Raw genomic sequence first — 22,675 nt, 5'->3', positions numbered from 1 at the left:
CTTCTTCACCATTTTTATATTTTTAGCTCAATTATTATTTTACAGTAATTTATATAGATTTACCACAGATATTCATATATATTTTCTTTACATTATTTTTTAGGAGGTTTAGGTCCAAAATACTGATAATAATAACATTTTATTCCTCCATTATAAAGTTTTCTATTTTTATCTGCTTTTTTACCAAAACATTTCTCAAATTTTTCATAGGAAGTGAGTATATAGTATGACCATGTATCCAACTTTCTAAATACTTTTCCCATTTCTTTATATAAATTTTCAACTTCTTTTTTTTCTTTTAAACGTTCTCCATAAGGTGGATTACATATTATATAACCATATTTCTTCTTTGTGCTTAATTGACTAACAGGTCTTTTTTGAATATGTATACAATCGTCTACTCCTGCCTTAATAGAATTGTTTATAGCTATCTTCGCAATCTTTCCATTTATATCATAACCATAAATTTCCATATCTTTGTCATATTCTATAGCTTCATATGCTTCTTTACGAATTTTCTTCCATATTTTTTCTGAAATCATATCCCATTTTTCAGATATAAAAGTACGACTTAATCCCGGAGCTATATTTCTACCGATAAGAGCTGCTTCAATTGGTATAGTACCAGAACCACAAAACGGGTCTATAATTGGTCTATCCGGCTTCCATCTACTAATCATTATCATTGCAGCAGCCAATGTCTCCTTTAAAGGAGCTTCACTTCCAATTTCCCTGTATCCTCTTTTATGAAGTCCTGTTCCACTTGTATTTATCATTACTGTAACATTGTTCTTTAAAATAGATATAAGTATCGGATATTTACTGCCACTTTCTTCAAACCATTCTTTCAAATATATTTCTTTCATTCTCTCAACTATTGCCTTTTTACTAATAGCTTGTATATCTGATAGACTAAAAAGCTGAGATTTTACTGACTTTGCATTTACAGGAAAATTTGCATCCACAGGCAAATAATTTTCCCAAGGTAAAGCTTTAATCTGCTGAAATAACTCTTCAAACGTTGTAGCTCTAAATTCTCCAACTTTAAGAAAAACTCTGTCTGCACATCTAAGCCATAAATTAGACTTACATATAGCTTCTTCATTACCTACAAAAGTCACCTTACCATTTTCAACTTTTATATTATCATAGCCTAAATTTCTCAATTCTCTTGCAACTAAAGCTTCTATTCCAAAAGCTGATGTAGCTATGAGTTCAAATTTTGCCATACTATCTCTCCTACTTGTTTAATATAAATTTTATAATTATTTTAATGTCAATTCTTATTCATTATACAACAATTACTCTGATTTTTATATAAAAATAAACTCTAGATATCTTTGCCTAGAATTTAAACTAAACTTTAAGTTAATATTATTATCATATTAATTTAAGTTTTGTGGATAAATCTATTATTTTGTGTTTTTTATCCACATAGTCCACAATATTTTGTGGTTAACTTTTTTATTTTGTGTATAGTATTAATTTTACTCTAAAAATTAAAGCCCTTTACTTTAATTTAAAGTAAAGGACTTTAATCAAAATACATTATTTTGCAAAATTTCCTTCTAAAAATGGCTGATACATCATAATAGCATGATTCTCTGTAATATATTCATCGTCTATCAAATTTCCATTTATATCTAATTTTTCTCTGTGGATTATATTATGTCTTACATATCCTCCCCAATACTCATGAGTAATCCAATGTTTTTTTTCATATACTCTATATTTATAAATCGGTTTTTCTACCGACCTCCACTGCCCAACTAAATATTCATCAGTTAAATATACATGCAACTGATACTCTACATCTGTATCATTAAAAATCTGTAAATCTCTATAATTATATACACATGTAGCACCACTTCCAAAAGGCTGAGTTCTATTTGAATCTGGAAAAACATCATAACTGTGCCTATATCTTTCAATAACTGTAAGAGGCGTATGTAATGTCATCCAATATATCAAATTTGAAAGCTGACAAAGTCCTCCTCCAACACCTGCTTTAAACCCTCCATAAAACAAAACCATACCATCTAAATAACCCTTTCTCCTTGTAGGTTTCCCTATAAGCTTCCAATATGAAAAAATTTCACCCGGTTTTATAATAACTCCATTTAATTTACTTACTGCAATTTTCAAATTATTAACCTTATTATATTGCATCCACATATCTACATTTTTTAATTTTCTATATAATGGTGTTTTATGCTCAAAAACTATTATCGGCAACAAATTTTTTGAACGCTTTTTAGAATATTTTTTTCCACTAAAATACCAATCTATATAACGTCTATAAGTATAATACAATTTTCCCAAAGTTATTCTCAGCTGTGTTCTTTTTATAGGTTTTACATTTTTCATTTTTAAATCACACCTTATAATTATAAAAATTGTAAATTTATTCCTTAAAACCTCTCTTTTATTTTATATAAGGTGTGTAATCATGTCAACAAAACACTTTATTAAAAAAATCTTACTTTGCCATCTTACATCATCTATTTTCAGTCGCCCATTGAATTACTTCAATAATTTTTTCTATACCATTACTAATATCACTAGACCTCATAGCTTCTATCATTGTCCTGCGATTACTATATGCTTTATATAAACTATTTAAAAAATTCTCATCATTCAAATCTTCTTCCATTAATACATGGCTAAACCCCTGCTTTTTAAATGAATTAGCATTTAATATCTGGTCTCCTCTACTAGCCTTTTTAGATAATGGAATAAGCAAATTTGGTTTTCTAAGTGCCAGTAACTCAAATATAGTAGTTGCTCCAGCTCTTGATACAACTAAATCAGCCATTGCGAATATATGAGATAAATCTTCATTTATATACTCAAATTGTTTATATCCTCTAACTTTTTCTAATGATTTATCTACTCCACCTCTTCCGCAAATATGACATACTTGAAATTTTTTTAATATAAAATCAAGATTATGTCTAATAGAATCATTAAGCACTTTAGAACCTTGACTTCCTCCTATCACTACAATAACAGGCTTATTCTCTATAAATCCACATATACCCAATCCTTTTTCTCTACTACCTTTTAGCAGACTCTCCCTAACTGGAATTCCAGTTAAAATCCCTTTATCATCTGGAATATACTGCTTTGTCTCCGGAAAAGTATAACATATCTTTTTAGCAAATGGCATAGATATTTTATTTGCAAGTCCGGGAGTATAATCTGATTCGTGAATTATTACAGGTATGCGATTTACAGATGCTGCCCACACAACAGGTGATGAAACAAATCCACCTTTGCTAAAAACTACATTTGGTTTTATCTTTCTGATTATAGACACAGCTTCTACAAATCCCTTCATAACTCTAAAAGCATCATAAACATTTTTCATATCCAAATATCTTCTAAGTTTTCCGGCACTTATTATATGATAGGGAATACCTTCTCTTTCAATTAATCCCCTTTCAATACCATTTCTTGTTCCTATATAATGTATCTCAAAGCCAAGTCTCTTTAAAACTGGAAATAATGCTATATTTGGAGTTACATGTCCTGATGTTCCTCCACCTGTCATTACTATACGCTTCACTTTTCCACTCCTTTAAAATTTATTAATTTGCAAAATTTTTATCTAAATATATTACATAATAGCTAAATTTAAAAAAATTATAAACTAAAATAATTTCCTATAATATTTTATTTTTTATCTGCTTTTTATACAACTTAAACTACAAAATAAAATATAAGTTATAAATATAAAAAATCCAAACATGGCACTAAATATAAGTGATTCCATACGAATACTATTTAGCACTGTTATGATTAACATACGAGGATTAGATATTATCTCCCAGCTATTAAGCCTTAAAAATCTTCCTAAATATATAGCAAAACCACTTAAAAAAGATATAATGACTATAAAAAGCCACCCTAAAGTACTGCCCAATCTTTCTTTAACAATCTTATGATTTATATTTAGTGATAAAAATCCAAGTATATAACCTGTAAATACAAATATCATTATTAGAATAAAATCATACCATATTTTAATATTTTTATTAAAATTTAATTCATAGCTAACAGATGAATAGAATTTATACCTACTTAAATGAATAATATCTGTTACTATATATGGAGCATTTGGATAAAAAATAAGCCATAAAAAGCTGATTAAAAATATAATTACCGGTCTTTTCTTTTTAATATTTTTGAATAATAATATTGAAAATACCAATGGCAGCCATGCTAAAAAAATATTCCATATTAAGAAAACATATCTTATGCTTTTTAATGTTAATACTCTAGCTATAACCATTAAACTCCCTATAATTGATAATAAAACTAATACATTGAGGATTGATTTTATATCTCTATCCTCCATTAAATCTCACTCCCTTGCATATTTTCTTCTTTATCTTTACTTCTACATTATACTCTTATTATAATATGATTTACATAATTTATTAATTAACACAATTTTTACAAAAAATAATATCTGCAATTGTGTATAATTATATTTAATAAAATCTAATATCTTATTTCTTCCTATAAAATCATATCTAGCCAATATAAAAAACTATTAACTCCATATTTTTTATTTTGACTTACAAATTTTAAAATTTAAAAAGTTTGAGGAAAATAAAAAATTTCCTCAAACTTTAAAATAATAATAAAGCTAAAATAATTATAATCATTACTGCAAATATAAATACTGCATAAATTATACTATTTAACCTATTTCTAACTCCTTCGAGTATATCTGAAAAAGTTATTAACTCATATTTATACTCTTTTACTTTCTCCTTTTTAAATGCATTAAACTCTTGAAATCTTTCTTTTTGCCGCTTTATATACTCTTTATTAAATATATTAGGTCTTTTAAATTTTCTTGTCATTATTTCAGGTTTCTTTATTTTAATGCCACTTAAAGCCTTTAAAGCATCTGTAATATGCATGACTATATTTACTACACCTCTATCTATTACATGAAAAATTGCAGAGCTTACTTTGTATAACGTCTTGCCAACAGGTATATACAAATTTTCTTCTAATTTAAACCAATTTAAAGATGGATTAACATATACAGGACCTACTTCACTTTCTCTTCTGAGATATTTTTTTATAAATCCAAAGAATATTATTAAACCAATTATCATTGGTATGATTGAATTTTTAATATTACTAATAGTATAAAAATGTTCTTTTAAATACACATGTCCTTCAAAATTTTTCACTGCTCCATCTAAAAAACGTAAAAATATATTTGGCTGCAGTCCTATAAATATTATCATAAAACTTAATATAAGCATAGGAATTACAGCTCTTTTCTTAATATGGCTCTTATACTGTCCCCTGTATTTTTCACTTTCTTCTAAAAAAATAGTAACAAATATTTTTAAAAGATAAGCTACCGTAAAACTACTGCTTATAGTAAATACAACTTCAGCTACAGTAAACCAAATACTGTGATGCTTATGATGTGCTTGTGCAAGAGCTTCATGTAAAAGAGTCTTACTTATAAAACCATTAAATCCGGGCATTCCTATTATGGCAAAAAAACCTATGATAAATAATATTTTTAAAATAGTTTTATGCTTTCCAAAACCCCTTACTATGTTTATACTTAAATCATGAATTATCATATATATAATTCCTGCACAAAGAAATAGCAATACTTTGAATATGGCATGGTTAAATATATGATAAAGTGTAGCATAAATAGCAATTTCCTTATGTTCTTTAAGAATCCCAATTAAACCCAATCCAACTAATATATAACCCATTTGGCTCATACTGCTGTATGCAAGAATTCTCTTAGTATTTCTCTGAAAAAGTGCTAAAAAACCACCAAGAAACATATTGATAAATCCCATTACCATTATAACCGTACTCACAGCTATATCTCCCTGCATAATTATATTTACCATAATCATTATTCCAAATATACCTGTTTTAACTAATATACCTGAAAGAACTGCACTTGCAGGAGTTGGTGCAGCCGGATGGGCTTTAGGAAGCCATACATGTAGTGGAACCATACTTGCCTTTACTCCAAATCCAATTATTATTAAAGTCGTAATAATATATTTTATATTATCTAAATACATAAATCTAGAAGCTAATAAACTTATTTCTACCGTTCCCGTATAGTCAAATAGTAAAAAAAGTCCCATTAAAAGTATTAAACCACCGATTATTGCCATGGAAATATATGAACGACCTGCTTCATGTGCATATTCATCTTCATCATGAATTACTAATATATATGAAGTAAAAGACATTATTTCAAAAAAAGTAAACAAGTTCAAAAGATTTTCTGACAAAAATATTCCTAAAGTACTTCCTAGAGTTAACATAAAAAAAGCATAGTATCTATTTCTATTTTTATACTTTATCAAGTATTGTGTAGAATATATAGTTGTCAAAAACCATATAAAAACTGTTACCCATACAAAAATATATCTAAATACATCTAGCTTTAAATGAAGTCCCGTACCCATTATATCTGGCACATACAATTCCATAGGTTTGACGGTTACTTTCTTATATAAAAAAGTTACTATTACAAGTTCCATTCCAGTTAAAAATATATTAAATACATCTCTATACCTTTCTTCTTTCTTCCCAATTATCCAACCGACATATGAACCTATTAATGGAATTATAAATATCACCAGTAATATTAAATTTCCCCTCATCAATCCACCTCCCCTAAACTATATTTCTAACAATACTCTGGATAAAATGCAAAACGACATTTGGAAAAAGTCCTAGAAAAACTACTATAATAGTTAATAAAACTATTGGTATAAGCATTGACAAATCTGGTTCTTTTTTTACTATATTCTTTTCTTCACCCGGAAAAAAAGCAGTTATGACTATCGGCAACAAATACCCCGCTGTAAGCAGTGCACTTAAAAGCAATATTATTACAAACACAGCTTTATTTTCTCCAAGTCCTCCAAGAGCTAAGTACCATTTGCTTACAAATCCATTTGTTGGAGGAATTCCAATTAAAGATATTGAAGATATAGTAAAACACCACATAGTTATTGGCATCTCTTTTCCAATACCTCTTATTTCATGTATATACTTTTTACCAGTCTTAAAATAAATTGCTCCTACACAAAAGAAAAGCGTTATTTTAATTACGGCATGATTTACCAAATGAAGTAAACTCCCCGTTAATGAATTTTGATTTAAAAGAACTATTCCTAATAAAATATACCCTAACTGACTGACAGTAGAATATGCCAATCTCTTTTTTAAATTATCTTGATGAAGTGCAAGTAATGAACCCATTAAAATGGTTAATATTACTAAAATACTTATATAGTAATTTCCATGTATTTTCTTCAGTACATCTGACCCAAATATAAAATAACTTATTCTGATAAGTGCAAATATTCCAGATTTTACAACAGCTACAGCATGAAGTAGTGAGCTAACAGGAGTAGGAGCTACCATTGCTGCAGGAAGCCATGAATGTAGTGGTACAAGAGCTGCTTTAACTCCAAATCCTATAAACATAACCATATAAATAGTTAATAAAAGTTTAGGATTATCTATACTAATATTTTGTAAAACTCCATTTTCTACAAAGTTTAAATTATTGCTTATACTAAATATCAATATTATTCCTAATAATGCTAATGTTGCTCCACTAAATGAATATATCAAATACTTCTTCCCTACTCTTAGAGCTTCTTTACTTCCACTGTGTATTACAAGTGGAAAAGTAGCTAGTGTTAAAAATTCATAATAAAGATACAATGTAAACAAATTTCCTGAAAAAGCTATTCCAACTGTTACACCTAAAGTAAGCATAAAATAAATAAAAAATCTTTTTTCATTTCCTTCATGAGTCATATATACAAAAGAATAGAAAGTAGTAAATATCCATAATATAGATGCCAGTAAAACAAATAATATGCCGAGTCTATCAATTTTAAAATATATATCTAAAAAACTATTTATCTTAATCAAATGTATTTCTCTTAAATTATTACTGATAAGAATACCTATAATAAAAAATAAGTTTAACATAACTACTGTAGATATATAAATATTTCTATTTTTATCACTCTTAAATTTTATAATCCCCATAATGAGAGCAGCTATTTGTGGAAAAAATATAGGGATGAGTATTAAAAAATTTTTCAATTATTTTTACCTCCCTACAAAATAATCAAATTCCATATTTTAAGTTGCAATCTTTTTTAGTTAAATAACAGCCTTTTCTAAAATATTTAACAGTCCTCCTGATGCAATACCCAGATAAAAAACTCCTATCACTAAAACTATTAAAGGTAATAATCTACTTATTGACAATTCCTTTTTCATTAATATTTTATCTTTTAAATTTTCCTCTCCAAAAAATCCATTTATTACTATTGGAAAATAGTATAATGCATTTAATAGACTACTTATCAATATTACAGTAACCAATATACTCTTTGAAGCATTTATACTTGCTAAAGCAAAATTAAATTTACTTATAAATCCAGGAAACATGGGTATTCCTACCATTGACAATGCTCCAACTGAAAATGCTCCAAGAGTTACAGGCATTTCTTTGCCTATTCCATTTAAACCTTTAATACTTTTTTCTCTTGTCTTTTCAACAATAGCTCCTGCAACTAAAAACAATAGTGACTTTACTACAGCATGATTTAAAATGTGAAAAATAGCTGAAATCAAACCTAATCTATTACCTAATCCTATTCCAAAAAAAATATATCCCATTTGAGCAACACTTGAATATGCAATAACTCTCTTTAAATCTTTTTGTAATATTGCAAGTACAGAACCTGCTATCATTCCCACACTTCCTAAAATTAGTACTATATCTAATATTGGAAACATTTTTATAATCTCATATCCAAATATTCTATATAATATTTTTATATATAATATTACATAAGCTTTAAGTACTAATGCAGAAAGTATTGCACTAGAAGTAGAAGGTGCATTTGAATGAGCATCTGGAAGCCATACATGCATTGGGAACATTGCACTTTTAACTCCTAGTCCTGCAGTAAACAGTCCTAATGCAATAAGCATTGTCTTTCCATAAGAGCTTCCAACTTTCATAATTTCTTTATTTATAAAAGTCATATTTAAATTTCCAGTAAAAGAATATATAAATGCTATTCCCATCAAAATCAAACCAGAGCCTACACTGCTAAGTATCAAATATTTAAGTGTAGCCTTTATATTTTCTTTTTTATCTTTGACTACAATTATTCCACATGCCCCAATAGTACTTATCTCTATAAAAACAAAAGCATTAAATATATCATTCGTATATACTATACCAAGAAGAGCTCCAATCAGTATATTTATCAAAGTATAATATAAAGAAATTTTGCTATCCTTTATCTCTTTTTCAGAGCTGTATAATGAATACCATATTATTATTGAAGATATAAAGGTAAATAATATGGACATAATTGCTTCTATAATTCCTATTTGCAACTCAATCCCCCAAGGTGCATCAAAATGTCCTACTCTATATACATATCCCCCATGTTCTTTGACATATATAAAAGTCAATACAGATAAAATAGTTGAAAACATCATGGAAGCCAAACTAATACTTTTTACTAATTTTTTCTTTCTCATAATTGGCATCGAAAAAGCACTTATAAATAGAATAATAATTATCAATAGAGGAAAATTCTTAATTATATCCATATTTATTCACCTCTCATTTTCATAATTTCATCAAGTTCAATCGTTCCATACTTTTCATAAATCTTAAGAGTTAAAGATAGTGCAAAGGCAGTTATACTCACTGCAACTACTATACCCGTAAGCATTAATGCCGTTGGTATTGGATTTACATATCCAGCTGCTCCTTTGTGCATTTCTCTTATAATTGGAGCTTCCTTTTCAAATATATATCCTTTTGAAATAAAAAATAAAAATACAGCCGTATCCATAATATTCATTCCAATAATTTTTTTTATCAAATTATTATGAAGTAATAATGTAACAAATCCAACTCCAAATAATATAATTGATGCTGTCTCAAAATAATTTATAATTAACCCTTTCATATCTATATCTCACCTTCATAAAACAATGTAAATAAAATATATACAGTTACTGCTACCACTATTCCAACAGATATATTTAATGGCAACAAATATCTTCCTGAAAGAATATTGCCCGGAGTTCCTATTGGAATCTGAGGTAAATTTAAATGCGCTCCACCAGAAATAAAACTGTATCCCTTTAATATTCCATAAAATATCAAAGCCCCGCATATTAACATCATTAAATTAATATAATTAAGCTTATCTTTTATCTTTTCACTGCCAAAAACTATTCTATATAAAATTAAACTAGCTCCTATTATAGTTCCTCCAGCAAAACCTCCACCCGGAGATAAATGCCCAAAAAATATTATATATATCCCAAATATTTGTATAAAAGGTATTATTATTTTACCTACTTCTATTAAAACCAAATTATTTATTGGAAACACCTCCTATTCCCAGATTAAGTTTTATCTTTAAACAATACAAGTATTACTGCAATTAATCCTGTAAAGAGCAGTGTAGCTTCTCCAAAAGTATCAAAAGCCCTATAATCTAATATAATTCCCGTTACTATATTTAAAGCACCAGTATCTTCTATACTCTCTTTTATATACTTCTCAGAAACATAATTATTAACCGGATTATTCTCATGTCCAAAATGAGAAGATTCACTAACTCCCATAAGCAATATCGATATTAATATTGTCGTTAAAATAATCGAAAATAATTTTCTCATCTACCTTCCACCTCTAATTCTCCTTAAAGTAAGGATAAACAAAAGAGTTGTTATTCCTGCTCCTACTGCTGCCTCAGTTATAGCTAAGTCTGGAGAATTAAGTTGCTGCCAAAGTATCGCCATTACAAGACTGTATGCCATAAAAACTATAATAGCTCCAAGAAGATTTTTTATTGCTGAAACAGCTATTGAACAGCCTATTAAAAATAAAAGCATAATTACACTAAATATCTTCATAGCTTTTTACCATTCCCATTCTCTTGATTATAGGCTGCTCTAGCTATAAGATGAGTTGCAGTCGGTGATGTAATCCATAAAAATACAATAGTTAATAGAAGTTTTATACCTGAAAAATTTAAACCATCATATATAATAAGAGAAATTAAACACAATATAGCTCCTAATGTATCACACTTAGCAGCACTGTGAGCTCTAGTAAATACATCTGGAAACCTAAGAAGTCCTATAGTTCCAACTGTAAGAAAAAACAATCCCCCAAATAAAAATATAAATATCAAAATTTCTCTCATTAAAATTTCCTCCTATTTTCTTTTATAAATTCAGCTATTACTATAGAAGCTAAAAAACTTATTAAAGCATATACTAAAACTACATCTAAAAAGTAAGTTTCTTTAAGTATAAAAGAAATTATTGAAATCAAAACTACCGTTTTCGTTCCAATAACATTTATAGCTATAAGTCTATTAGCAGCTCCCGGTCCTTTAATCGCTCTTATAATACAGAGAATTATTGTAAATGCCAACAGAATCGTTGAGATTATAAATAATTTTTCTATCATCTCTTTTACTCCTCTATCTTTAATAAAATCTTTTCAAATTTAGAATCAATTAAAGTATATTCATATTCTTCTAATAAGCAGTGAACAATAAATTCATCATCATTAACTTGTATAGATAAAGTTCCCGGAGTAAGAGTTATTGAATTTGCTAAAATAGTCTTTGTCAAATCATTTTTTAATTTAGTTTTAAATTTTACTACTTTAGGAGAAATTTTTAACTCTCTGCTTAAAACTATTTTAGCCACTTGAAAATTAGCTACAATTATTTCCTTTAAAAGCAAAAATAAATACTGAATCAAATATACAAGTCTCTGAATATTTAAAAATTTCTTTTCTGAAAAAAATATTATAAAATCTCTATTCAAATAATAAACTGCAAATGAAATAACACATCCTATTAATAACGATTCTATATCTATCTTCTCCGACAGCATTAACCAAAATGATAAAAATATTAATAACACAATAATATTTACTAATCTATATTTCATACCGTCCTCCAAATTTCTTTAAATCTAAATACTCAATTTCAAAATACAATAAAATAAAGAGCAAATATCATGCCAATTTTTATAATAACTCTTTGAAATAATTGATATTACTTATTATTCTCATTTTTAATCAAAATAACATAAAAGGGTTGTTATTTAAATAACAACCCTTTCCCCATCAACTGTTGCATTTTAATACATATATTAAAAATTTACTTGTCCACTATTGTTTCATTTTAATACACATGTGCTATTTTAAAACATATTCCATGTTATATTTATAAATTTTTCTATATAAAGAACTTCTACTAATCCCTAATATCCTAGAAGCTAAAGCTATATTTCCTCCTACTTCAGAAATAGTTTTTTCTATAGCTATCTTTTCTACTTCTTCTAATGAAAGTAATTTATCACTTATTCCTAAACTTTTAGATAAATTAGTAGGTTTTATATATACAGGTAAATGTTTAAAAGATAGCATTTCATTATTTTCCACTACATTCATTACCTGCTGCATAACATTTTGCAGTTCTCTTACATTTCCGGGCCAATTATAATTTATCATTCCCTTATAAAAACTATTACTAACTCCTTTTACTTGTTTACCCATTTTTATACAAAATTTCTCAAGAAAATAATCAACTAGTATTTTTATATCTTCTTTCCTTTCCCTTAAAGCTGGTATCCTTATAGGCATTACATTTAATCTATAATATAAATCCTGTCTAAAGTTTCCAAGCTTGACTTCTTTTTCTAAATCTTTATGAGTAGCTGCTATTACCCTAACATCTACAGAAATAACTTCATGACTTCCAATTCTAACTACTTGTTTTGTTTCAAGCACCCTAAGTAAATTAGCTTGTGTATCTAAAGGCATATCACCTATTTCATCTAAAAATATAGTTCCTCCATCGGCTAATTCAAATTTTCCCGGATGTCCTCCCCTCTTTGCACCTGTAAATGCTCCTTCAACATAACCAAATAATTCACTTGCAACAAGCTCTCTAGGTATAGCTCCACAATTTAAAAAAATAAAAGGTTTATTTCTTCTTGAACTTGCATTATGAATAGCTTGAGCAAATAGCTCTTTGCCTGTCCCACTTTCTCCACTCAAAAGTACAGTTGTATTATATCTAGCTGATTTTTTTGCCAATTCAATTGCTTTTTTTATCCCTTCACTTTGACCTAATATATCATTAAAAGTAAATTTTGCTTCAGCTCCAACAATTTTATTAACGAGATTGTGAACCACCTTTGCTTCCTTAAATGTTATTACAACTCCCTCTACTTTATTTGAAATATTATCCTTTATAGGTGTTACAGTAGCTATACACAACAGCTTTTTACCTTTTTTTAACTTAAAATAAATTTCCTCTTCCTCATATTTTCTGCCTTTTTCAATTACTTTTAATATTTTATCTTCATATTCTTCATATAATATAGTTTTTATATTCTTGCCAATAATATCTTTATCTCTCAAAGATAAAACTTTTCTTGCAAAAAAATTTATATCTGTAACAATGCCTTCATTATCTATACAAATTAATCCTTCTGAAATAGACTCCATTATGGCATAAAAATGTTTATTAGCTAACCTCAGCTGCCTATTTATCTTTTCTAGTTTTAATTCATTTTCTATAGCCTCTGCAGCAGCAACTACCATTCCCAACGTATGAGGATGTACCTTTTCTTTTGGCCCAGTCATACTTATTACACCTATTATATTTTCATATTCATCTCTAATGGGACACGCCGATGAGCTCCAATTGTGATACTGCTTACAAAAATGCTCAGCTCCTATTACTTGCAAAGGCTCTCCCGTATAAAGTGCTGTTCCTATTGCATTTGTACCAATTACTGCTTCTCTCACATTACAACCCTTATACATATTTAAATTTCCATATTGTTTAACTAAACTTATATCTCCTATACATTCAAGAATATATCCTTCTTTATCTGTAAGCCTTACTAATAAGCCTGAATGTCCAACTATTTTATATAAACTATCCATAAATGGTTTAGCAGTTTTTAAAAGAGGTTTAAATTTTTCATATTTTTCTTTTAATTCTTCTTTCGTAAGATGTACATCTACTTTATTTGTTAATGGATTTACTCCATATTCTTTACTTCTCTTCCATGAATCAAAAATTATTTTTCTTAAAACTCCTTCTTTAAGTATATTTTTTTTTATGAAAATTTCCCACACCTTCAATATTTCATCATTTTTATCAAGCATTTCTTTAACGGGCAAGAGCTACACCTCCCCATCTACTTTGTTTTATCTTACTATAAACAAAAAACTTCTTCAATTAAAATAATCAATATTTTTACGTATTATTTTTTTATTGTTGGGAAAACTTCTATATATATTTAAATTCTACAAATATATTTTTAAACCTTTAAAATATCATCTGAATATTCTCTAGTATAAAAATATCTATTTGATTTTAGAAATATATCATGAGGCAGGTGAATTTTTTGAATACTACTACCTTATACTCAAAAAATACAGTAAACATCAATGACCCTACAGCTGTAATATCTTTTACCAACATTTTTAATTATTATTTAAAAACTTTCTGTACTAATAGACATAGCGATATTATTCTACTATGCATTGGTACAGACCGCTCAACAGGAGATAGTTTAGGTCCTCTAACTGGCTATAAAATAAAAAAAATCATAAAAAATTTTGACAATGTACATGTCTTTGGAACTCTTGATAAACCTGTTCATGCAAAAAATTTAAAAGATACTATTGATTTAATATATAACTCTTTTCCAAATCCTTTTATAATTGCTATAGATGCTTGTCTTGGGAAAATAGATCGAGTAGGATATATAACTGTATCAGAAGGACCCTTAAAACCAGGTGCTGGTGTAAAGAAAACTCTACCTGCCATAGGAGATATTAATATTACCGGCACAGTAAATCTAGGAGGTTTTATGGAATACATAGTACTACAAAATACCAGACTAAGTCTTGTTATGAATATGGCAGAAACTATCGCCAGCAGCATTTATTTTGGACTCTTAACATTTCAAAGAGAAAAGGAAAAATCGAGTAAAAAGAGCAGTTTAATTTAAATAACTGCTCTTTTTATTTTAAAATATTGAACTATAACTCCTATTCAATAATATACTTTCTATTTCATCAATTGTCTTGTTATTTACATCTACTAAAAATACTCCATAATTCATATCTATAACATTGTCAAATACATTTAAATAGCCTAAAGAACTATTATTGCTATCAAATAAAATTGCATCTACATATCCTTCATATGAATTATCCACTATCCTATATCCTCTATGTTCCAAATTTTCAATTATATAAGAAGGAATATTATTTGCAATTATAGTCTTTTTCACTAAAAAACACCTCCTTGTATTATTTTTTCAAGGAAGTGCTCTTTATATACTCTAGTTTTAGATTTTTTATATTTACCATTAAATCTATAATGTTTTCTCAATCGCCAGATACTTCTTTAACACTCTATCTGCTTTAAGTTACAAATTGTACATCACAATATTTTTAATCAACTCTTTAAAGTTTTTTAAAAAATTTAACTTCTTTAAATTATTAACATTAACTTATATCAAATCTTAAAAACTAATATAAATTAATATGTTTTTTTACATATTTTTCTTATAGCTTCTACAGCTTTATCTATATCTTCTTTAGTATTAAAATAACCTATACTAAATCTAACTGTACCTTGTTCAAAAGTTCCTATAGTTTTATGAGCTAAAGGTGCACAATGAAGTCCTGACCTAACTGCAATATTAAACACTTGATCTAATGCATAACTTACTTCTGATGAGTCCAAATCACCTATATTTAGAGAAATAACTGAAGCCTGCTTTTTCGCATCTTGTGGTCCATAAACTTTTACTTTTTTTATTTCTGCAAGTTTTTTTAACATGTAATCTGTCAATTCTTCTTCATGTTTTCTTATATTCTCTATTCCTTTATCTAAAATAAATTTTATACCTGCTCCTAAACCTACTATTCCGGGAGTATTAGGTGTCCCACTTTCAAATTTATCTGGAATAATCTCAGGTTGAAGTAAAGACTCAGATTTACTTCCAGTACCGCCCTCTTTCATTTGCTTCAAATTTAATCCTTCTCTGATATATAAACCTCCTGTACCTTGAGGACCCATCAACCCTTTATGACCGGGAAATGCTAATAAATCTATATTCATTTTTTTTACATCTATATCATATACACCAGCAGTTTGTGCTGCGTCTACAAGAAAAAATACTCCATATTTTTTTGCAATTTTCCCTACTTCTTCTATTGGCATTATAGTTCCTGTAACATTAGAAGCATGTGTCATAACAATTAATCTTGTATTGTTTCTAATACTTTTTTCTACTTCTGTTACATCTATAAATCCATTTTCATCGCATTTTATTATAGTATTTTCTATTCCTTTTTCCTCTAATGTCTTTATCGGTCTTAAAACTGAATTATGTTCCATACTAGATGTTATCACATGGTCACCTTTCTTTAATATCCCTTTTATTGCAAGGTTAAGAGAATCTGTTGCATTACTTGTAAAAATTATCTGCATAGGATTATCTATATTAAAAAGTTCACATATAACTTCTCTAGTATTGAAAATAGCTCTGCCTGCTTGTAATGCTAATTTGTGCCCTGACCTACCTGGATTTGCTCCAAACACTCTGAAACATTCATCTACAGCTTTATACACTTCTTCAGGTTTTGGAAATGAAGTCGCAGCATTATCTAAATAAATCATTTTATCACATCCTTTTTTTAATTGTTTCACATGAAACATTAATTATTTTTTAATAAATTAATTATTCTTTCTAAATCATCATCACTATAATACTCTATTTCTATCTTTCCCTTTTTCTTGCCCTTTACAATATTTACCTTAGTCCCTAAAACTTCTTTTAAAGTTTCTTCAAGAAAAATAATATTGCTATCTTTATTAACCTTTTTCTTTTCTTTCCTTTCACTTTTCTCCAGCAAACCTGCAACAAATTTTTCAACTTCTCGTACAGTTAAATTTTCTTCTATTACTTTTAATGCAACTTGTTTTTGTAACTTTTCATCTTTAATCCTAAGTAGTGCTCTTCCATGTCCACCTGTTATTTTTCCTTCTATAATTAAATCTTTTACATGACGACTTAAATTTAACAATCTTAATGTATTTGCTATATAAGTCCTACTCTTTCCTACTAATCTTGAAATTTTTTCTTGTGTCATATTATACTCATCAATCAATCTTTTATACGCTAATGCTTCTTCTATATCATTCAAATCTTCTCTTTGTAAATTTTCTATTAAAGATAATTTGACTGTTTCTTCATCATTTAAATCTTTTATAATACAAGGTATTTCTTTTAGACTAGCATTTTTTGCCGCTCTCCATCTTCTTTCACCTGCAACTATCTCAAAACCACTTGGAATTTTGCGGACAATAATAGGTTGAACTATTCCATGTTCCCTTATAGATTCTTCTAAATCTTTTATTTTTTCTTCATTAAAATATTTCCTGGGCTGTTTTTCATTTGGTCTGATATTATTTATTTTTATCATTTTTATAACTTTATCATCTTTACTATTTTCATCGACAAAGGATTGATTATAACCTTGAGGTATAAGTGCACTCAACCCCTTACCTAATCCCCTCTTTACTTTTGTCAACTATATCACTTCCTCTTCTAATTCTAAAAATTCTTCTGCAAGTTCAAGATAAGCTTGTGCACCTCGTGACCTCGGATCGTATTCTATCACAGGCAACCCATGACTTGGTGCTTCTGCTAATCTTACATTTCTAGGAATGATAGTTGTATAAACTTTCCCTCTAAAATATTTTTTAACTTCTTCTACTACTTGTATTGATAAATTTGTTCTTCCATCGAACATACTAAGTACTACTCCTTGAACTTCAAGATTAGGATTTAAATTTTCTTTAACAAGCTGTATTGTATTCATCAACTGACTAACTCCTTCCAATGCATAATATTCGCATTGAATTGGAATTAATACGCTATCTACTCCAGTTAAAGCATTTATAGTCAATAGACCTAACGAAGGAGGACAATCGACAAATATATAATCGTACATATCTTTTATTTCTTCTATAATCTTTTTAAATCTAAATTCTCTTCCTTCTATATTTGTCAACTCTATTTCTGCACCAGCTAATTGTACATTTGATGGAACTATGTATATATTATTAAAATTAGTCTTTAATATACATTTTTTTATGTCAATACTTTCTAAAAGTGCATCATATATACTAAATTCTGTATTATCTTTATCAATACCAAAACCGCTAGTTGTATTACCTTGAGGGTCAATATCTATTATAAGAACTTTTCTCCCTTTTATAGCAATACAAGCACTAAGATTAACATTCGTTGTTGTCTTTCCTACTCCGCCTTTCTGATTAAATAAAGCTATCGCTTTCCCCAATTCCTTCACTCCCCTTTTAATATATGGGCTGTATTATATATTTTCTTTTTCAAAATAATTTATTCCTGCTAAATTTATATAGAAATTTTTAATAAAATGTCTTAAAATATTTTATATTATTTTTTATACCATAAATTTTAAATTTAAATTTTTTTACATAAATTTTTTAAATTAATTTTTAATTCACCAAAATAATTATTATATAAAAATTTTTTTCTAGAAAACAAACTTTATAGATAAATATTTTTTCTGTATACATATTTCTTATTTATTTTTAATAAATATAATATTAGATTATTTTATCTTTTCAGGAGGTTTTTAATGTGGAAAATAATTATAACTTCATTTTGGTTAGTCTTTTTAGCAGAATTAGGTGATAAAACACAAATACAAACTATGATGCTCGCCTCCCAAACAAAATCTTATTTTGGGGTCTTTATTGGTGCTTCATTAGCTCTAATTTTAAGTGTACTTTTAGGAATAATAGCAAGTACTTTTATAACTAAATACATATCTCATAATATAATCCAATTTACAGCTGGAAGTGCATTTATAGTTATTGGAGTTTTGACTCTTTTAGGAAAAATTTAAATTTTATTAAAATCAAAAAAAGTCGTAGTATTTACTACGACTCGACTTTACTGGTTTTTAGGTATTTTTACTACTACCTTAATATACTCTCCTTGGTCTATTTGTTCATATTCAGCTTTAAGACCTGTATTAACTATAGCATTATAAGCATTTTTTAAAGTATTTAAATATATTCTAAAGTTTAACGCACTTTTTATAGTTTGGTTTCTTTCAGGCTGCTGAGGTTTACTAAGCTCTTCTAACTTATTTTTTATTAATTTTTCTGTCTTCTTAACATTCAAATTCTTTTTGACAACAACTTGAAGTATCTCAAGTCTAGTTTGTTCATCTGGCAATTTTAATAATGCTCTCGCATGTCTTTCAGTTAATTTATTATTTAAAATAATTTCTTTAACTTTATCTTCTAATTTCAATATTCTCAATTTATTTGCAATAGTAGATTGGTTCTTTCCAACCTTTTCTGCTAGTTCCTGCTGTGTAAAACCGTGATTATTAATTAGTTTATAATAGCCTTCTGCTTCTTCAAAAAAATTCAAATCTTCTCTTTGTAAATTTTCAATCAGTGCAACAACAGCTGAGTCTTCATCACTCATTTCAACTACTATTGCCGGTATCAAATCTAATCCCGCTAACTTTGAAGCTCTTAATCTTCTCTCGCCAGCAACTAATTCATAATCTTCTTCATTTTTTTTGCGAACACTAATAGGCTGTATAACTCCATAAGCTTTTATAGATGAACAAAGCTCCTTTAAACTTTCTTCTGAAAAGTCCTTTCTCGGCTGATAAGGATTGGGTAGTATTTTATCAATTGGCAAATATAAAACCTTATTATTTATATTAACGTTTTCCATTCCTAACGTCCCCTTTTTAATACTACTAATCAATTATTAGTTCTTCATAAATGCCTAACTTCCTTCTTATTTTTTCAAAAAATAATATTAATTAAATATTTTTGTAAAACAATTTATCTTATAGGATTTTTAACAGGTATTCCAGCCTTTCTTGGATACTTTTTAGGAGTAGATTTTCTTTTTTCTATAATTATCAAACTATGGGTTATATCACTAAAAGGAAGATTAATACTCACTTTATCTATCAATTTTCCACCTAGTATTTCTATAGCCTTTTTTGAATTTTTTATCTCCTCTTCAACATCAGGTCCTTTTTGAGCTATGAAAAAGCCTCCTTTTTTAACAAAAGGCAGACAGTACTCACAAAGCACACTTAAATCTGCTACAGCTCTTGCTACAGCAACATCAAATGATTCTCTATAACCCTCTTTTTTTCCATAATCTTCTGCTCTTCCATGTAAAAAATTTACATCAACAAGTCCTATTTTACTACAAACATCTTCTAAATATTTTATTCTCTTATTAAGCGAATCTAAAAGTGTTAATTTTAAATCCTCATAATATATTTTAAGTGGTACACCCGGAAATCCTGCACCCGTACCAACATCTATAATTTTAGAATCATGCTTTATTACTCCACTGCTAAAACATGAAAGAGAGTCAAGAAAATGCTTTATCATTACTTCTTCATCTTCAGTTATTCCTGTAAGATTTATTTTTTTATTATATTCAATAAGTAAATCTTTAAATTTTAAAAACTTATCTATCATACTGCCATCAATATCTAATCCAAGTTCTTCTCCACCTTTTTTTAATATATCAAAATTATTCACTTTCTTCTCCCCTTCTTCTCTTTTGCTGTTCTAAATATACTAATAGTACTGAAATATCAGCCGGTGAAACTCCTGATATTCTCGATGCCTGTCCAACGGATAGTGGCTTTATCTTATTAAGTTTTTCTCTAGCTTCTAATCTTATACCGTCTATTTTACTGTAATCTATATCAGGTGATAATTTTTTGCCTTCTAATTTTTTAAACTGATTTATTTTTTTAAGTTGTTTTTGAATATATCCTTCATATTTAATTTGTATATCACACTGTCTTGCTACATCTCTTCTAACTTTAGGTCTATTTACATCTATCTCTTTAATAGTATCATAACTAATCTCTGGTCTTTTTAATAAATCATATAAAGATATACTGTTATTTATTTTGGAACTATTATGTCTTTCTAAAAATTCATTAACTTCACTAGGCTTTACATAAGTATTTTTAAGTCTTTCCATTTCTCTTTCTATTTCTTCTTTTCTTTTAAGATATTTTTTATATCTTTCTTCTGTAACTAATCCTATTTTGTACCCTTTTTCTGTAAGTCTAAGGTCTGCATTATCTTGTCTTAAAATTAACCTGTATTCTGCTCTTGAAGTCATCATCCTGTAAGGCTCATTAGTCCCTTTAGTAACAAGGTCATCTATTAATACTCCTATATAAGCTTCAGACCTGTCAAGTATAAATGGCTCTTTCCCTTGAATTTTTAATACAGCATTAATACCTGCTATTAAACCTTGTGCAGCAGCTTCTTCATATCCCGAAGACCCATTAAATTGACCACATGAAAATAAAAATTCTATATCTTTACACTCTAAAGTTAATTTTAATTGAGTAGGGTCTATACAATCGTATTCTATTGCATAAGCCGGCCTCATTATTTTTACATTTTCAAGTCCGGGTATAGTACTTAAAAATGCTTTTTGAACATCTTCAGGCAAACTTGTCGACATACCTTGAACATACATTTCATTAGTATCTAATCCTTCAGGCTCAATAAATAACTGATGTCTTTCCTTATCTGCAAATCTTATTATTTTATCTTCTATTGAAGGACAATATCTTGGACCTGTCCCTTCTATTTTCCCTCCATATAAAGCTGAACGATGAAGATTTTGATGTATAATTTTATGAGTTTCTTCATTTGTATAGCTAAGCCAACATGATACTTGTTCTCTTTCTAAATAATCGTTCATAAAAGAAAACGGTACTATTTCTTCATCACCAGGCTGCTCCTGCATTTTTTCAAAATTTAATGACTTTCTATCTACTCTTGCTGGTGTACCCGTTTTAAATCTTCTAATTCTAAGTCCTAATTCTTTTAACTGTTTTGTAAGTTCTAATGACGGAGCTAACCCATTAGGACCACTTTCATAACTAGTCTGTCCAATAAATATTCTTCCACCTAAATAAGTACCTGTAGCTAAAATTACAGCCTTAGCATAATAAATCGAACCTTGTTTTAGTACAACTCCTTTAACTCTTCCATTTTCAACTATAAGCTCGATTACTTCTCCTTGTTTCACATCAAGGTTCGGTTCATTTTCTAAAGTTTTTTTCATTTCAATATGATAAAGATGTTTATCTGCTTGAGCTCTTAATGAATGTACTGCCGGTCCTTTTGCCGTATTAAGCATTCTACTTTGTATAAAAGCTTTATCAATATTTAAGCCCATTTCTCCACCAAGCGCATCAATTTCTCTTACAAGATGTCCTTTACCCGTTCCACCTATAGATGGATTACAAGGCATCATTGCTATTGAATCGAGATTAATTGATAAAACTAATGTTTTACATCCCATTCTTGCAGCTGCAAGACAAGCCTCACAGCCAGCATGTCCTGCACCAACAACTATAACATCATAACTACCTGCTTCAAAACGTTCCATAACTTCT

At 28.1% G+C, this 22,675-nt stretch carries 24 protein-coding genes; 2 read left to right on the top strand and 22 right to left on the bottom strand.

Features of this window, described 5'->3' with window-relative positions:
* Positions 1 to 92: 92 nt before the first annotated feature.
* The 15 genes from BUA90_RS04155 to BUA90_RS04085 form a co-directional block, all read right to left on the bottom strand.
* Positions 93 to 1,229, bottom strand: a complete 1,137-nt coding sequence (locus BUA90_RS04155) for a THUMP domain-containing class I SAM-dependent RNA methyltransferase (RefSeq protein ID WP_072966137.1) — start codon at positions 1,227 to 1,229, stop codon at positions 93 to 95.
* Between the two features lie 319 nt (positions 1,230 to 1,548).
* Entirely contained in the window at positions 1,549 to 2,367 is an 819-nt protein-coding gene (locus BUA90_RS04150; protein ID WP_072966136.1) for a VanW family protein, read from the bottom strand.
* Positions 2,368 to 2,497: 130 nt separating this feature from the next.
* Entirely contained in the window at positions 2,498 to 3,568 is a 1,071-nt protein-coding gene (locus tag BUA90_RS04145; protein ID WP_072966135.1) for an undecaprenyldiphospho-muramoylpentapeptide beta-N-acetylglucosaminyltransferase, read from the bottom strand.
* Positions 3,569 to 3,682: 114 nt separating this feature from the next.
* Positions 3,683 to 4,360 (bottom strand): DUF1361 domain-containing protein, encoded by a 678-nt coding sequence (locus BUA90_RS04140; RefSeq protein ID WP_072966134.1) that lies wholly within the window; start codon positions 4,358 to 4,360, stop codon positions 3,683 to 3,685.
* Between the two features lie 277 nt (positions 4,361 to 4,637).
* Positions 4,638 to 6,677: a complex I subunit 5 family protein gene (locus tag BUA90_RS04135; protein WP_072966133.1), complete on the bottom strand. Its 2,040-nt coding sequence runs from the start codon at positions 6,675 to 6,677 to the stop codon at positions 4,638 to 4,640.
* A 13-nt stretch (positions 6,678 to 6,690) separates the two neighbouring features.
* On the bottom strand, positions 6,691 to 8,142 hold the full coding sequence (locus tag BUA90_RS04130) for a monovalent cation/H+ antiporter subunit D family protein (protein ID WP_072966132.1): 1,452 nt from the start codon (positions 8,140 to 8,142) through the stop codon (positions 6,691 to 6,693).
* A 60-nt stretch (positions 8,143 to 8,202) separates the two neighbouring features.
* On the bottom strand, positions 8,203 to 9,675 hold the full coding sequence (locus BUA90_RS04125; protein WP_072966131.1) for a complex I subunit 5 family protein: 1,473 nt from the start codon (positions 9,673 to 9,675) through the stop codon (positions 8,203 to 8,205).
* A gap of 2 nt (positions 9,676 to 9,677) precedes the next feature.
* Complete coding sequence (locus BUA90_RS04120) at positions 9,678 to 10,040, bottom strand: sodium:proton antiporter (RefSeq protein ID WP_072966130.1); 363 nt, start codon at positions 10,038 to 10,040, stop codon at positions 9,678 to 9,680.
* Between the two features lie 2 nt (positions 10,041 to 10,042).
* On the bottom strand, positions 10,043 to 10,471 hold the full coding sequence (locus BUA90_RS04115; RefSeq protein WP_094756717.1) for an MnhB domain-containing protein: 429 nt from the start codon (positions 10,469 to 10,471) through the stop codon (positions 10,043 to 10,045).
* A gap of 14 nt (positions 10,472 to 10,485) precedes the next feature.
* Positions 10,486 to 10,761 carry a hydrogen gas-evolving membrane-bound hydrogenase subunit E gene (mbhE, locus tag BUA90_RS04110; protein WP_072966128.1) on the bottom strand — a complete coding sequence of 92 codons (276 nt, stop codon included), beginning with the start codon at positions 10,759 to 10,761 and terminating at the stop codon, positions 10,486 to 10,488.
* On the bottom strand, positions 10,762 to 10,998 hold the full coding sequence (locus tag BUA90_RS04105) for a hydrogenase subunit MbhD domain-containing protein (protein ID WP_072966127.1): 237 nt from the start codon (positions 10,996 to 10,998) through the stop codon (positions 10,762 to 10,764).
* Positions 10,995 to 11,291, bottom strand: coding sequence for a monovalent cation/H(+) antiporter subunit G (gene mnhG, locus BUA90_RS04100; RefSeq protein WP_072966126.1), 297 nt, complete (start codon positions 11,289 to 11,291; stop codon positions 10,995 to 10,997). The genes BUA90_RS04105 and mnhG overlap by 4 nt, the downstream gene beginning before the upstream one ends.
* A complete protein-coding gene (locus BUA90_RS04095; RefSeq protein ID WP_072966125.1) occupies positions 11,291 to 11,560 on the bottom strand; it encodes an MrpF/PhaF family protein in 270 nt (89 codons plus the stop codon). The genes mnhG and BUA90_RS04095 overlap by 1 nt, the downstream gene beginning before the upstream one ends.
* A gap of 5 nt (positions 11,561 to 11,565) precedes the next feature.
* Positions 11,566 to 12,051 carry a Na+/H+ antiporter subunit E gene (locus tag BUA90_RS04090; protein ID WP_094756716.1) on the bottom strand — a complete coding sequence of 162 codons (486 nt, stop codon included), beginning with the start codon at positions 12,049 to 12,051 and terminating at the stop codon, positions 11,566 to 11,568.
* A gap of 250 nt (positions 12,052 to 12,301) precedes the next feature.
* Positions 12,302 to 14,302 carry a sigma-54-dependent Fis family transcriptional regulator gene (locus tag BUA90_RS04085; protein WP_094756715.1) on the bottom strand — a complete coding sequence of 667 codons (2,001 nt, stop codon included), beginning with the start codon at positions 14,300 to 14,302 and terminating at the stop codon, positions 12,302 to 12,304.
* 218 nt (positions 14,303 to 14,520) lie between these two features.
* Here BUA90_RS04085 and yyaC point away from each other — a divergent pair, with 218 nt between their 5' ends.
* Entirely contained in the window at positions 14,521 to 15,138 is a 618-nt protein-coding gene (yyaC, locus tag BUA90_RS04080; protein ID WP_408608435.1) for a spore protease YyaC, read from the top strand.
* Between the two features lie 18 nt (positions 15,139 to 15,156).
* Here the strand turns inward: yyaC and BUA90_RS04075 are convergent, their stop codons facing one another.
* The 4 genes from BUA90_RS04075 to BUA90_RS04060 form a co-directional block, all read right to left on the bottom strand.
* The gene (locus tag BUA90_RS04075) at positions 15,157 to 15,423 is read right to left on the bottom strand and encodes a YkuS family protein (RefSeq protein ID WP_242945034.1); all 267 of its coding nucleotides are present in this window, start codon (positions 15,421 to 15,423) and stop codon (positions 15,157 to 15,159) included.
* A gap of 251 nt (positions 15,424 to 15,674) precedes the next feature.
* Positions 15,675 to 16,820 (bottom strand): aminotransferase class V-fold PLP-dependent enzyme, encoded by a 1,146-nt coding sequence (locus tag BUA90_RS04070; protein WP_072966123.1) that lies wholly within the window; start codon positions 16,818 to 16,820, stop codon positions 15,675 to 15,677.
* Between the two features lie 38 nt (positions 16,821 to 16,858).
* On the bottom strand, positions 16,859 to 17,734 hold the full coding sequence (locus BUA90_RS04065; protein ID WP_072966122.1) for a ParB/RepB/Spo0J family partition protein: 876 nt from the start codon (positions 17,732 to 17,734) through the stop codon (positions 16,859 to 16,861).
* Complete coding sequence (locus BUA90_RS04060; protein ID WP_072966121.1) at positions 17,735 to 18,508, bottom strand: ParA family protein; 774 nt, start codon at positions 18,506 to 18,508, stop codon at positions 17,735 to 17,737.
* A gap of 321 nt (positions 18,509 to 18,829) precedes the next feature.
* On the opposite strand from BUA90_RS04060, the gene BUA90_RS04055 reads away from it, so the two are divergent.
* Positions 18,830 to 19,099: a TMEM165/GDT1 family protein gene (locus BUA90_RS04055; RefSeq protein ID WP_072966120.1), complete on the top strand. Its 270-nt coding sequence runs from the start codon at positions 18,830 to 18,832 to the stop codon at positions 19,097 to 19,099.
* A gap of 47 nt (positions 19,100 to 19,146) precedes the next feature.
* Here BUA90_RS04055 and noc read toward each other — a convergent pair whose 3' ends face one another.
* The 3 genes from noc to mnmG all read right to left on the bottom strand — a co-directional run bounded on the left by noc (position 19,147) and on the right by mnmG (position 22,668).
* Complete coding sequence (gene noc, locus BUA90_RS04050) at positions 19,147 to 19,950, bottom strand: nucleoid occlusion protein (protein ID WP_072966119.1); 804 nt, start codon at positions 19,948 to 19,950, stop codon at positions 19,147 to 19,149.
* Between the two features lie 113 nt (positions 19,951 to 20,063).
* Complete coding sequence (rsmG, locus tag BUA90_RS04045; RefSeq protein WP_072966118.1) at positions 20,064 to 20,783, bottom strand: 16S rRNA (guanine(527)-N(7))-methyltransferase RsmG; 720 nt, start codon at positions 20,781 to 20,783, stop codon at positions 20,064 to 20,066.
* On the bottom strand, positions 20,776 to 22,668 hold the full coding sequence (gene mnmG, locus BUA90_RS04040; RefSeq protein ID WP_072966117.1) for a tRNA uridine-5-carboxymethylaminomethyl(34) synthesis enzyme MnmG: 1,893 nt from the start codon (positions 22,666 to 22,668) through the stop codon (positions 20,776 to 20,778). The genes rsmG and mnmG overlap by 8 nt, the downstream gene beginning before the upstream one ends.
* Positions 22,669 to 22,675: the final 7 nt, after the last annotated feature.

Source organism: Caminicella sporogenes DSM 14501, from assembly GCF_900142285.1.
GTDB lineage: Bacteria > Bacillota > Clostridia > Peptostreptococcales > Caminicellaceae > Caminicella > Caminicella sporogenes.
Note: the sequence above shows the minus strand (reverse complement) of the source record. Positions and strands in the feature narration are given on the sequence as shown.